This is a genomic window from Wohlfahrtiimonas sp. G9077 (assembly GCF_002252155.1).
Lineage (GTDB): Bacteria > Pseudomonadota > Gammaproteobacteria > Cardiobacteriales > Wohlfahrtiimonadaceae > Wohlfahrtiimonas.
This window is the reverse complement of record NZ_NEFD01000002.1, coordinates 227,735-240,791: the sequence shown is the minus strand read 5'-3', so window position 1 is coordinate 240,791 and position 13,057 is coordinate 227,735. Positions and strand designations below refer to the sequence as shown.

12 protein-coding genes are annotated in these 13,057 nt (G+C 44.3%); 4 read left to right on the top strand and 8 right to left on the bottom strand.

From position 1 onward, the window contains the following. Positions 1 to 41 precede the first annotated feature (41 nt). Positions 42 to 2,330 (bottom strand): mechanosensitive ion channel domain-containing protein, encoded by a 2,289-nt coding sequence (locus B9T20_RS04425; RefSeq protein WP_094489986.1) that lies wholly within the window; start codon positions 2,328 to 2,330, stop codon positions 42 to 44. A 178-nt stretch (positions 2,331 to 2,508) separates the two neighbouring features. On the opposite strand from B9T20_RS04425, the gene xseB reads away from it, so the two are divergent. Genes xseB through dxs form a run of 3 tightly spaced genes read left to right on the top strand, consistent with a single transcriptional unit; the run spans position 2,509 to position 5,539 of the window. Continuing rightward, positions 2,509 to 2,796: an exodeoxyribonuclease VII small subunit gene (gene xseB / locus B9T20_RS04420; protein WP_094489985.1), complete on the top strand. Its 288-nt coding sequence runs from the start codon at positions 2,509 to 2,511 to the stop codon at positions 2,794 to 2,796. Positions 2,797 to 2,820: 24 nt separating this feature from the next. Next, entirely contained in the window at positions 2,821 to 3,684 is an 864-nt protein-coding gene (locus B9T20_RS04415) for a polyprenyl synthetase family protein (RefSeq protein WP_094489984.1), read from the top strand. A 1-nt stretch (position 3,685) separates the two neighbouring features. Next, positions 3,686 to 5,539, top strand: coding sequence for a 1-deoxy-D-xylulose-5-phosphate synthase (gene dxs / locus B9T20_RS04410; protein ID WP_094489983.1), 1,854 nt, complete (start codon positions 3,686 to 3,688; stop codon positions 5,537 to 5,539). Positions 5,540 to 5,589: 50 nt separating this feature from the next. Here dxs and B9T20_RS04405 read toward each other — a convergent pair whose 3' ends face one another. The 7 genes from B9T20_RS04405 to thrS form a co-directional block, all read right to left on the bottom strand. Beyond that, a complete protein-coding gene (locus B9T20_RS04405) occupies positions 5,590 to 5,892 on the bottom strand; it encodes an integration host factor subunit alpha (protein ID WP_094489982.1) in 303 nt (100 codons plus the stop codon). A 15-nt stretch (positions 5,893 to 5,907) separates the two neighbouring features. Then, positions 5,908 to 8,274 (bottom strand): phenylalanine--tRNA ligase subunit beta, encoded by a 2,367-nt coding sequence (gene pheT / locus B9T20_RS04400; protein WP_094489981.1) that lies wholly within the window; start codon positions 8,272 to 8,274, stop codon positions 5,908 to 5,910. A 37-nt stretch (positions 8,275 to 8,311) separates the two neighbouring features. Then, positions 8,312 to 9,325 carry a phenylalanine--tRNA ligase subunit alpha gene (gene pheS, locus B9T20_RS04395; protein WP_094489980.1) on the bottom strand — a complete coding sequence of 338 codons (1,014 nt, stop codon included), beginning with the start codon at positions 9,323 to 9,325 and terminating at the stop codon, positions 8,312 to 8,314. Between the two features lie 90 nt (positions 9,326 to 9,415). After that, a complete protein-coding gene (gene rplT, locus B9T20_RS04390) occupies positions 9,416 to 9,772 on the bottom strand; it encodes a 50S ribosomal protein L20 (protein ID WP_008315421.1) in 357 nt (118 codons plus the stop codon). A gap of 17 nt (positions 9,773 to 9,789) precedes the next feature. Then, positions 9,790 to 9,987: a 50S ribosomal protein L35 gene (gene rpmI / locus B9T20_RS04385; protein ID WP_081600416.1), complete on the bottom strand. Its 198-nt coding sequence runs from the start codon at positions 9,985 to 9,987 to the stop codon at positions 9,790 to 9,792. Positions 9,988 to 10,051: 64 nt separating this feature from the next. After that, the gene (infC, locus tag B9T20_RS04380; RefSeq protein ID WP_304440701.1) at positions 10,052 to 10,570 is read right to left on the bottom strand and encodes a translation initiation factor IF-3; all 519 of its coding nucleotides are present in this window, start codon (positions 10,568 to 10,570) and stop codon (positions 10,052 to 10,054) included. Positions 10,571 to 10,590: 20 nt separating this feature from the next. Next, entirely contained in the window at positions 10,591 to 12,507 is a 1,917-nt protein-coding gene (gene thrS, locus B9T20_RS04375; protein WP_094489978.1) for a threonine--tRNA ligase, read from the bottom strand. 145 nt (positions 12,508 to 12,652) lie between these two features. Between thrS and B9T20_RS04370 the strand changes: the two genes are divergently transcribed. Further along, entirely contained in the window at positions 12,653 to 13,057 is a 405-nt protein-coding gene (locus B9T20_RS04370; RefSeq protein WP_094489977.1) for a DUF4878 domain-containing protein, read from the top strand.

The following is a 13,057-nucleotide window of genomic DNA, read 5'->3' as shown; positions in this document are numbered from 1 at the left end:
ACCTTAAAAAATTGACGACATTATAGCGAGTTCAACCCCATTTAATCACTTTTTTTGAACAATGATAACTGAACTTCGCGCAGATCATCTTTAAAACTCTTTTCCACTGTATCATCTTCAAAGGGCTTGATGGCCATTGCACTCTTATCTCTAAAGCGCAATTCACTTTGTGGCACAGGGACTTCAATGTTATTGACTTTTAGCGCTGTATCAATTGCCCACATATAAGCTGCATGCACGCTGTTTGGGCGTTTAACGGCCCGCGCGGTGAGCCACACCACAAGCTCAAATTCATAATAATAATCCCCAAAGCGATTGAGCCACACTGCAGGATTGCGCCCGGGAATGCCTTTTAATGTATGTGGCACCTCTTCTGCATATTTAAGCACCGCTTCACGCACCAATTCTTTATCGGTGCCATAAGCCACCCTAAATGGATAACGAATGCGTCGATGGGGCTCTGTGAGCGTCCAGTTGAGCATTTTGGTATTGATGAGCTCTGAATTTGGAATGACAATTTCCACATTATCATTGTCTGCAATGATGGTGGCACGCACGTTAATGGCGCGCACTTCCCCACGTAAATTACGGTCTTGCAATTCAATGAAGTCACCCACTTTAATCGAGCGCTCAAAGAGAATGATTAAGCCTGAAACAAAGTTATTGACGATCGATTGCAACCCAAAACCCAGCCCGATGGCAAGCGCACCGGCCACCAAGGCAAAGTTGGTAAAGTCGATCCCAATGATGGTCAGCCCACCTAAAAAGCCCACCAAAATAATGGAGTAATAGGTCAAGCGCCCCGTTAAATAGTACGCCGGTAATTTATCGCCCCCATTGCGATTGCCAACGCGCAGCAATAAGCGGTTTAGCCAAAATGCAATCCACCAAGAGACAAATAAAACCACCACAAAACGCACCAATCCGCTTGCGGTCACCGGTGTTTCGCCCACTTTAAAAAGGGAGGTTGATGTGGATTCTTTGGCGGTTTTCCAAGCATCACTTAAAAATAGACGCGCTTTATAATAGGTATTGCGCCAGCCGCCACTTAACGCGAGCACCTTCTCTTTAGTCAGGCGCGAGACATAATTACTGTCCTCGATCAAAACATTCAAGCGCTGCAATGTGATGGATGTATCTTGAATGAGGTTTGAGCGATCTTGAATGATGTTGCGTAAAAAGAGGGATTGCTCACCATCGGCGTGAGATTCTGCCAACAATTCAGTGGAACGAATGCGCTCAATCTCATTTTGCTCCGTACGACTCAATGCCTTTGCATTTAATTCACTGAGCTCTTTATCATAACGGCGCACCATCTTCATTGCTTTTTCATTGTCCGAATGGCCATCAAAGAGCAATTGCAGGAGATTTTCCTCCATCTTATACAACACAATTTGTGCTTGAATGGTGGCCAAATGCACTTGCGTATTCAAAACACGTAACTCACGATAACGGGCAACGGCGGCATCTTCTTTTGTGCCAGATGAATCCATCAAAGCCGCAAACTGCTGCTCGCGGGACAATTTAGCGGACAACTCTTGCATGCGCTGCTCAGATTGATTGATGGCATCACGCAGTTGCTGAATCTCCGCTTCAGATGTGACCAAGCTATTGACGGCAACGCCCATCACCATTTTGACATCATCTAACTGCTTTAAAATGCCCTCGAGCTCAATTTTAATGGCTTTATAGCGCTCATCGATCAGCACGGCATCCGTTTGCAGCTGAATGATGTTGAGCCCTTCATGAAAGCGATGGCTATCGGTGCTTGTCATCTCTAAATAACGAGCTAAACTGGTGTTGAGCTGACGATCAAGGGCGCGCAGTTGCTTTTCATACTCGCTCACTTCTAAGCGAAGGCGCTGGGCATTGCCCTCTAAATCGCGTTCCTGATGCATCAAATCAATGAGCTGTTTAATGCTGTATTGCTGAGCAATGACGATTTTAGCGACGCTGGTTTTCTTGACGGACTTACGTTTAAACGCTTCATAAGCGGTTAAGTTTGCAGAAATTTGATTCACCACCGTTTGATACTGTTTTTGCTCTTCTGCAGGCAATTGAGCAATTTGCTCACTCACATGTTTAGTGAAAGCCTCAATCGCCCCTTTTAAGTCATCCTCATTTTTACTTGAAAAATATCCCCACCAAGTGGCGCTCAACTTTAAAGGATCGGGCAATTCGTGCTGTTTTATTTCGCTCTTCTCGCCCCCTAAACCATCTTTGAGAATCGTATTGATGGGTAACGCTTGGCTCATCGCAACATTCGTAGGCAGATCAATGAGTAATCCACAAAACATCAAGGATAGCAAAGCCACGATTCTTTTGTTCACATAACCACCTTATTCAAAATATGAGCGCCCGATAATGTTTGCGTGATTCGTTTTTTCTAAAGCAAAAAGACAAAGAGCTAGTATTATATACTTCATTTGAGTAAAATTGCAGAGTTTAACTCTGTCATGACATATGTTTTTGACCATTCCATTACTTTACAATTAACCGAGGAATATTGTGGCAAAACGCAAAACTGGCGATGAAAGCATTGAAAGCAAACTCACTGCAATCGAGCAAATGATTGAGCAGCTTGAGTCTGGCGAATTGAGTTTAGATGAATCTTTAAAATGCTTTACCGATGGCACAAAGCTCATTCAAGATTGCCGCACATTATTAGAGCAAACCGCTGCAAAAATTGAGGCCATCACTGCTAAAGATGATGCTCACCCCCCTAAAGTCGCGCAGCCCACCAGGCATGATATTTTTGATGACTTGACCACTGACAACGATGACATTCCTTTTTAATTAGAGAATCCTTTGAGTATAACCATGTTCGAATTTAGAGAAGCCTTCGAGTGCCATCTAGCACAATACCTAGATCAACTGCCCACTGTGCCTTTATTGAAAGAAGCGATGAGTTACAGTGCACTCGATGGTGGTAAACGCATCCGCCCGTTGCTCGTCTTTGCAGGCGGCCAATTGAGCGGTGCGGACAATGCAGCGCTCCTACCCATCGCGGCTGCCATTGAGATGATCCACTGTTATTCACTGGTGCACGATGATCTTCCTGCAATGGATGATGATGATTATCGCCGTGGCAAACTCAGTAACCACAAAGCTTATGATGAAGCCACCGCCATTTTGGTGGGCGATGCTTTATTAACCGAAGCATTTGCCCTCCTTGCCCATGCCGATGTTTACAGTGCTGAGCAAAAAGTAGAACTTTTTAAACTCTTAAGCACCGCATCTGGCGCCCTTGGCATGATCAAAGGTCAATTTTTGGACATGCAGGCAGAGCATCAACCGATCACACTTGAAGGCTTACAAGAGATTCATCTACATAAAACCGGCGCACTCATTCAAGCCAGTATTTTGATGGGTTATTGCGTGGGGCCACAATTTAACCGTGCAGCCTTTGATCAATTGGCGATTTATGCACAAAAAGTGGGTTTGATGTTCCAAATTCAAGATGACATTTTAGATGCCACCAGCACCGCTGAAGTGCTCGGCAAAAGTGTTGGTAAAGATGCTGCCCAAGAAAAGGCCACTTATGTGAACCTGCTTGGCATTGAGACTGCGCAAGATTATATGAACCAATTGACGGCAGAAGCATTATCAATGCTAAAACCCTTTGATGCCGCAGCCGATGCCCTCAATACCCTTACTCATTATGTGATCGAAAGGCAGAATTAATATGTCACTTTTGAACCAAATTCAAACACCGCAAGATCTTAAACGCTTATCAATGCCTGAGCTCGAACAGCTGACGGCAGAGCTTCGCCAATTTTTGATCGACAGCGTGTTGAAAAGTGGCGGACACTTTGCCTCTGGCCTTGGCGTCATTGAATTGACGGTGGCGCTGCATTATGTCTTTGATGCGCCGAACGATGCCATCATTTGGGATGTGGGACACCAAGCGTATCCCCATAAAATTCTCACAGAGCGCCGTGAACAGCTCAGCACCATTCGTCAGAAAAATGGTCTCAAGCCCTTTCCTTGTCCGAAAGAGAGCCGCTATGATGCCTTTACCGTTGGGCACTCCTCAACATCCGTCAGTGCCGCCCTTGGCATGAGCATTGCCAATCAGCTACTTCACAATCCGCATCATGCTGTTGCCGTCATTGGTGATGGTGCCCTCACAGCGGGCATGGCGTTTGAAGCCCTCAATCATGCAGGCGCCATCAAAGCGGATATGTTGGTGATTTTAAACGACAACAATATGTCCATTTCCCCGAATGTGGGCGCACTGAGCAACATGCTCACTAAGACATTGTCGAACCCCATTTTGCAATCTTTGCGCACAGAGAGTAAGCGACTCATTGAAAAATTGCCGCTGCCACACGCTTTAGAGCTCGCAAAGCGCACCGAAGAGCAGATTAAAAACATGGTGGCCGGTGATGGTGGTTTATTTGAAGCGCTGGATTTCCAATATTTTGGGCCGGTTGATGGACACGATCTACCCTCATTGATCGCCATTCTCAATAATTTAAAACAAAAACGTGGCCCAAAACTGCTGCATTTGATCACGCAAAAAGGCAAAGGCTATACGCTCGCAGAATCGGCGCCCATTAAATTCCATGCAGTCTCTGCACCAGCAACACCGAAACCTATTGAAGCACCGAAACCCAAAACCTATACGCAAATCTTCTCCCAATGGATTTGTGATGCAGCGGCGCGTGACCATAAAGTTGTCGCCATCACGCCTGCGATGCGTGAAGGCTCAGGTTTAGTGGAGTTTGAGCAGCGCTTTCCCAAGCGCTTTTTTGATGTGGCCATTGCTGAGCAACATGCCGTCACCATTGCCGCTGGCATGCAAATGAAGGGTTTAAAACCTGTGGTTGCCATCTATTCCACTTTTTTACAACGTGGATATGATCAACTCATTCATGATGTGGCTTTACAAGATTTACCGATTGTGTTTGCCATTGATCGCGCGGGCGTTGTGGGACCAGATGGCCCAACGCACATTGGCGCATTTGATTTGGCATATTTACGCATCATTCCCAATATGGTGGTGATGGCACCTTCAGATGAAAACGAGCAATATCACATGCTCAATTTAGCGCTGACGATTGATCACCCAACGGCTGTGCGCTATCCACGTGGCAGTGCTCAAGGCGTTGCCTTAACGGAAACTTCAGACATCACCTTTGGTAAAGGGCGTACAATTCGATCAGGTCACACAATTGCCATTTTTGCAACGGGTACATTGCTACATGTGGCCAAACATGCTGCAGAAGCATTAAATGCCACACTGATTGATCTGCGCTTTGTTAAACCGCTCGATCAAGATCTGATCGTAGAAACGGCAAAAACACACGATTTTCTCATCAGCATTGAAGATGGTGTTGTGACCGGCGGCGTTGGCAGCGCCATTTTGGAACTGTTGGCCAGTCAATTGATCTATAAACCATTTAAAGCCTTTGGCTTGCCAGATGAGTTTTTAGAGCACGGTGAGCGCACAGAGGTCCTTGAAATGGTGCGTTTAACGGATGAATGCTTCCTAGAGGACATTCAAACCTTTATTGCAAAGGTCAAATCCGCCTAAATCCACGCAATAAAAAACCCCGAAATTCGGGGTTTTTTTACAGCTGATCTTTATTCGTCAACGGTGATGCTGGCTAAACGAGTTTTTAACTTTTGACCGACACGGAAAGTCACCACACGACGCGCAGAAACTGGAATGTCTTCACCAGTTTTTGGATTACGCCCAGGACGTTCCTTTTTGTCACGAAGTTCAAAACTACCAAAACCAGACAATTTGACAGATTCGCCTTTAGTTAAAGCTTCGCGAATTTCATTGAAAAAATCTTCAACAAATTGCTTCGCTTCTTCACGCTGAATGTGGTTAAAATCATGATACAAATTTTCCACAATCTCAGCTTTTGTTAAAGTCGCCATTTTACCCCCTACGAATTATTGACGCAAAAACACCTGAACCTCACCGAGGTTCTTGAGTATATTGGTTAGTATAGTATCAATTTCTTCATCTTTGATATTTTCCATATCATTTTGGAAAATCAGGCCAAAACTGAAAGATTTTTCTGTTTTGTCTTCTTTTGCCAACTGATAAATATCAAACAATTGAATGGATTGAAGGAGTGGCGATTGAACTTGACGCATTACATCAATCACGGCCGCCACAGTCATGTGCTCAGGCACCACCAATGTTAAGTCACGACGCGATTGCGGGAACTTAGACAAAGGCTTAAACACTGTGGGTTGTGTTGTTTTGATGGCAGTTAAATTTAATTCAAACAAATAAATGTCCGCGCTGACGTCGAGCTCTTTTGCCACTTTCGGATGAATCTTGCCCATGTAACCGACAGATTCACCGCGTACAAAAATTTCTGCACTTTGACCAGGATGCAATAAATCAAATGCTTTGGCCACAAATTGCACTTCGCTCTCGTGAGCGGATAGAGCTAACAACGCTTCCACATCATTCTTCACATCGAAGAAATCAACTTTACGCGCTTTTTCGCCCCATTGTTCCGATAATACATCGCCCACAACCGCACCGCCTAAATAGGCTTGTTGCGTCACGTTTGCCAATTCACCTTTAAAGGTTAAACCTGTTTCAAAGATGCGCACACGTTTTTGTTGGCGTTTTAAGTTGTAATCAATCGTTGCGATGAGCCCCGCTGCAAGCGTTGTTCTCATCACAGAAAGATCGGCGGAGATTGGGTTTTTCAACGCAATCGGCGCTTGAGTTTTATCAATGATGGCTTGCCATTTTGGCGCCACAAAGCTCATGGTGATCACTTCGTTATAACCACGATCCACCAACACATTGTTAAACGCATTCACAGGCGTTGTGTACTCTGTCATTGGCGTCATGGTGGAGATGCGGTTATTAAAATGCGAATGGATGTTGTCATACCCATCGATGCGCGCAATCTCTTCGATCAAATCATTTTCAATTTCAATGTCAAAGCGATGAGATGGCGGCACCACCACAGCATGATCATCCGCCACTTGAGTGTTCCCAATGCGGCTTAAAATTTCTGTAATGCGATCGATGGCATAATCACGACCCACGATTTGGCTGATGCGTGCAAAACGCACAGTAATGGCTTCACGCTTTGGCAATAATGCGGCATCTTCAGCAACGGTCACAGCGCCCGCTTGACCGCCTGCCAATGTCACCAATAAATGGGTGGCATATTCAAGCGCAATCATGGGTAGATTAAAATCTACGCCGCGCTCAAAACGGTGCGAAGCATCTGTGTGCAAACCATATTCACGGGCACGGCCAGCAATCGCCAATGGATTGAACCAAGCAGATTCTAAGAAAATGGCCGTAGTATTGTCATCACAAACGCTGTTATCAGCCCCCATAATGCCAGCCAGCGCCACCGTTTTTTCATCATCGACAATCAACAATGTGTTCGCTTTTAATGTCACCGTATCGCCATTGAGCAATTGCACCGTTTCACCTTGTGCAGATTGACGCACATGAATATTGCCTACCAATTTATCGGCATCAAATGCATGCAATGGTTGGCCAAGCTCTAACATCACATAGTTAGTGATGTCCACTAGAATGCCATGAGGGCGCACGCCCGCACGACGCAAACGCTCTGTCATCCAAAGAGGAGATGGCGCATTCATATTTAAGCCAGTAATTTTACGGCCTAAATAACGTGGGCAAGCCACTGTATCTTGAACATTCACGGCGACTTGATCAGCAATCACGGCATCCACATGATGCTGTGGCAATGCTTTTAAAGCTGTTCCTGTGCTCAATGCTAAATCGCGCGCAACGCCGTAAATGCTTAAGCAGTCACCGCGGTTTGGCGTTAAATCGATTTCGAGAATTTCATCATTTAAGTTGTAATACTCACGGAAATCTTGACCAATGGGCGCATCTTTCGCCAAAATCATCAAGCCGCCGTGATCATCACTTAAGCCCAATTCACGGGCAGAACACAACATGCCGTAAGATTCAACGCCACGCAATTTGGATTTTTTGATTTTAAAATCACCTGGCAACACAGCACCAATCACAGCCGTTGGCACTTTAATGCCTGCCGCCACATTTGGCGCGCCGCACACGATTTGTAATGGCTCAGCCTCTCCCACATTCACTGTGGCAATGCGCAATTTATCAGCATCTGGATGCGGTTCAACCGTTAACACTTCACCCACCACAATATTTGTGAAAGCAGGTGCTGCCAATGCTTCTGAGTCAACCTCTAAACCAAGCATCGTCAAATGATTGGAAATGTTTTGTGGAATTTCATCAATCCACTCTTTTAACCATGAGATAGATATTTTCATACAATTATTCTTTGTTTAAAATTTAGGATTCGGATGACTATTTGAACTGATTGAGGAATCTCAAATCATTTTCATAAAACAGACGCAAGTCATTCACGCGATAACGCAGCATTGCCAAACGCTCAACGCCCATACCAAATGCAAAGCCTTGATATTCATTTGGGTCAATATTCACAGCTTTTAAGACATTTGGGTGAACCATGCCGCAACCCAAAACTTCTAACCAACCTGTTTGTTTACAAACGCGGCAACCTTCGCCATGACACATCACACATTCAATGTCCACTTCTGCTGACGGCTCAGTGAATGGAAAAAATGATGGGCGGAAACGAAGTTTTAAATCCTCTTCAAAGAATTTTTGCATGAACTCAGTCAATAAACCTTTTAAGTCACTGAATGTGGCAGTTTTATTGATCACTAAGCCTTCCACTTGATGGAACATCGGGCTGTGTGTTTGATCTGAGTCAGAGCGATACACGCGACCATAGCCAATCATTTGAATTGGTGGCTTTTGGGCTTGCATCACATGAATCTGAGTGTTTGAAGTATGTGTGCGCAGCAACATATCTTCATTAAAATAGAATGTATCAAACATTGCACGCGCAGGATGATGTGCGGGAATGTTCAAAGCTTCAAAGTTGTAGAACGCCGATTCAATTTCAGGGCCCTCTACAGCTTCAAAACCTAAGGAGCCAAAGAGTGATTTGATGCGATTGAGCGTAATGGTGATCGGGTGCATAGCGCCGGTCATTTGACCGCGGCCAGGTTGCGTCACATCCACACGTTCAGATTCTAATTTTTCTTGCAACAATGCATCTTCTAACGCTGTTTTTTTCGCCTCTAATGCGCTGATGATTTCTTGGCGAACGGCATTAATTTCAGCCCCTCTAACCTTTTTCTCTTCTGGGCTTAACTTTCCAAGCTCAGGCATTAATGCAGTGATCACACCTTTTTTACCAAAATGCCCAACACGAACGGCTTCGATCTCTGATAAATTTTTGGCATCAGCAATTGAACTTAATGCTGTCTTAAGAATGTTTTCTAGTGACATATTTATATCCATAAAAAAAGGAAAAGTAGCGCTATGCTTACTTTTCCTTTGATAATATCAATCTTGAAGGTTCAGTATCAATACTGACAGTTAAGCTAAAGCTGCTTTTGCTTGCTCTGCTAAAGCACGGAATGCTTCTTTTTCGAATACAGCAATATCAGCTAATACTTTACGATCGATTTCAACGTTTGCTTTTTTCAAACCATTGATGAAACGGCTGTAAGACAAACCACACTCACGTGCAGCTGCGTTGATACGTACGATCCATAAAGAACGGAAATCACGTTTTTTCTGACGACGATCGCGGTATGCGTATTGACCCGCTTTGATAACTGCTTGGTTAGCAACGCGATAAACACGTGAACGTGCACCGTAGTAACCTTTTGCTTTCTTTAAAACCTTTTTGTGACGCGCGTGAGCGATAACACCACGTTTTACTCTTGCCATGATCTAAACTCCTTCAATTATGCGTAAGGCAACATGCGGTTAACCATTTTTGTATCTACTTTCTTGATAACAGAAGCATTACGTAAATGGCGTTTACGCTTAGTTGATTTCTTAGTTAAGATGTGGCTACGGTGTGATGCGTGACGCTTAAAGTTGCCGCCACCGTTTTTGCGGAAACGCTTTTTAGCGCCGCTGTTTGATTTCATTTTAGGCATAGTTTTTTAACTCGCATTTCTCAATCAATAATTAAAACAAATAGGAACCAAATAGATGGGTAGATTATTTCTTAGCAGGTGCTAAAACCATAACCATTTGACGACCTTCAAATTTAGGACGCTGTTCAACCACACCATATTCTTTCAAATCTTCCTCAACTCTGTTCAGAAGCTTCATTCCCAACTCTTGGTGAGCCATTTCACGACCACGGAAACGCAGCGTGACTTTGGTTTTATCACCATCACTAAGGAAACGGATCAGGTTGCGTAGTTTTACCTGATAATCCCCTTCATCAGTTCCTGGACGGAACTTGATCTCTTTGACCTGGATCTGTTTCTGCTTTTTACGCGCTTCGTGTTGCTTTTTCTGTTGTTCGAATTTGAATTTACCATAATTCATAATTCGGCAAACAGGCGGAGCGGCATTTGGAGAAATCTCCACAAGATCAAGGTCGCTATCATAAGCCATATTGAGGGCTTCCGCAAGCGGAACAATCCCTTTTTGCTCGCCCTCTGCATCGATCAAACGAACCTCACGTGCAGTGATCTCGTCATTTAACCTATGTTCATTCTGTGTGCTAATAACTCTATCTCCATTAAGTATTAATCTTTATTCATTAAGTCGATGGCAGCTTCTAAAGTCATCGTGCCAAGATCTTCGCCTTCGCGAGTTCTCACGGACACTAAGCCTTCTTCTGCCTCACGCTTACCAACAACTAAAAGGTAAGGGATTCGACCAATCGTAGCTTCACGGATTTTATATCCAATCTTTTCATTTCTCAAGTCAATTTTCGTACGGATGTTCGCTTTTTTGAGCTTCGCTTCAATCTCTTTGACGTAGTCGTCTTGATGACTTGTGATCCCTGCCACAAATGCTTGGACAGGCGCTAACCAGAATGGGAAAGATCCTGCATGATGCTCAATTAAAATGCCAATGAAGCGTTCAAATGAGCCTAAAATTGCTCTGTGAAGCATAACAGGACGTTTGCGCGTATTATCTTCATCTACAAATTCTGCGTCTAAACGTTCTGGTAATACAAAGTCTAACTGAATTGTGCCCACTTGCCAAGAACGGCCGATGGCATCTTTGATGTGGTATTCAACTTTCGGGCCGTAGAATGCGCCTTCACCAGGCAACTCTTCCCACTCAACGCCGGCTGCACTCAATGCAACACGTAAACCCTCTTCTGCTTTGTCCCACACTTCATCAGAACCAGCGCGCTCTTCAGGGCGAAGGCTCAATTTGATGGCAATGTTTTCAAAGCCAAAGCGATCATACACACTCATGGCAAAACGGTGGAAGTTCTCTACTTCGCTCACCACTTGATCAATGCGACAGAAAATGTGCGCATCATCTTGCACAAAGCCGCGCACGCGCATGATGCCGTGAAGGGCACCCGATGGTTCATTGCGATGACATGAGCCAAACTCAGCCAAACGCAAAGGTAAATCACGATACGAGTGCAAACCATGGTTAAACACTTGAACGTGACATGGGCAGTTCATCGGTTTCACTGCATAATCGCGGTTTTCAGAAGCCGTCGTGAACATGTTTTCACGATAGTTTTCCCAGTGACCCGATTTTTCCCACAATGAACGATCCACAACCATTGGGGTTTTAATTTCTAAATAGCCTTCTTCTTTTTGGCGCTCGCGCATGTATTGCTCGATGATCTGCCAAAGCTGCCAACCATTTGGATGCCAAAACACCATGCCAGGCGCTTCTTCTTGTAAATGGAACAACTCTTGTGCTTTACCAATGCGGCGATGATCACGCTTAGAAACTTCTTCTAAGAAGGCCAAATGTGCTTTTAACTCTTTCTCAGAGGCAAATGCCACCGCATAAATGCGCGTGAGCATTTTGTTGTTTGAGTCACCGCGCCAATAAGCACCGGCAACGTTCATCAATTTAAAGGCAATGTTTGCTTTTTTGATGCTCGGTAAATGAGGACCCACACATAAATCGGTAAAGACATCTTCCCCATTGTCGCCTTGACGATACAATGAGATCTCTGTTTGATCTTCAGGGGCGCGTGTAATGATGTCCACTTTGTATGTTTCACCGCGTGCTGCAAAGTATTCAATCGCTTTTGCACGTGGATGCATTTCACGCGTCACATCTAAACCTTCTTTGATGATTTCGCGCATTTTTGCTTCAATGGCGGGTAAATCTTCAGGCGTGATGGGCGCTTTAAAATCGATGTCGTAATAAAAACCGTTGTCGATGGTTGGGCCAATGGCCAGCAATGCATCTGGATACAAGGTTTTCACGGCACGCGCTAAAACTTGCGCCGCTAATGTGTGACGAACAACATCTAAACCTTCCTCATCTTTCGGCGTGAGAATTTTGACCGTTGCGTTTCCCGTTATTACCGTGGAGAGATCTTTTTGGGTACCGTCAACAACCATTGCCACAGCGGCTTTTGCAAGACCTGGGCCAATACTTTCTACAATATCAAAACCTGAAACAGGATTTGGGTACTCTCTTTGACTACCATCTGGCAGGGTAATAACAACCATTCAAAACTCCACGGATTGACTATTTAACAAACCATTAAGTATATACCATTTAACAGAATAGCGATATATTTGCTGCATATAAAATTAACAATCGTGATATGATGCGCATTCAGTCATTTATTTTATACATAACGAGTATTAAAGCATGAGAAAAATCCTTTTATATCCTTTGGTTATCTTATTTTCATTCTTCATTGTTGCCTGTTCAGACAGTGATTCTCCTGAAGGCATTACCAAGCATTTCATCGAAAGCACCTATAAAGGCGATGCTGAAGCGATGGTTAAAGCATTAGATTTAGGTAAAGATGGCGAAGATCCTATGGTTCAACAAATGATCGTCGGTAAAATGGGCATGGCAGCGGCTGAAGCTAAAGCAAACAGCGAAGCACAAGGCGGCATCTCTAAAATTGACATCAAAGATGTGAAATATCTTAATGACGATAAATCACGTGCCACTGTGAATTTTGTTGTGACATTCAAAAAAGGTGAAGAAGACGCTGGCGACATGACGACAGTGAAAACAGCAAAAGGCTGGAAAATCGCACTTTAA

Coding starts and splice junctions, on each gene's coding strand:
- B9T20_RS04415 (WP_094489984.1), top strand. CDS start 2,821: ATGTTCGAATTTAGAGAAGCCTTCGAGTGCCATCTAGCACAATACCTA.
- dxs (WP_094489983.1), top strand. CDS start 3,686: ATGTCACTTTTGAACCAAATTCAAACACCGCAAGATCTTAAACGCTTA.
- B9T20_RS04405 (WP_094489982.1), bottom strand. CDS start 5,892: ATGGCGACTTTAACAAAAGCTGAGATTGTGGAAAATTTGTATCATGAT.
- pheT (WP_094489981.1), bottom strand. CDS start 8,274: ATGAAAATATCTATCTCATGGTTAAAAGAGTGGATTGATGAAATTCCA.
- pheS (WP_094489980.1), bottom strand. CDS start 9,325: ATGTCACTAGAAAACATTCTTAAGACAGCATTAAGTTCAATTGCTGAT.
- rplT (WP_008315421.1), bottom strand. CDS start 9,772: ATGGCAAGAGTAAAACGTGGTGTTATCGCTCACGCGCGTCACAAAAAG.
- rpmI (WP_081600416.1), bottom strand. CDS start 9,987: ATGCCTAAAATGAAATCAAACAGCGGCGCTAAAAAGCGTTTCCGCAAA.
- thrS (WP_094489978.1), bottom strand. CDS start 12,507: ATGGTTGTTATTACCCTGCCAGATGGTAGTCAAAGAGAGTACCCAAAT.
- B9T20_RS04370 (WP_094489977.1), top strand. CDS start 12,653: ATGAGAAAAATCCTTTTATATCCTTTGGTTATCTTATTTTCATTCTTC.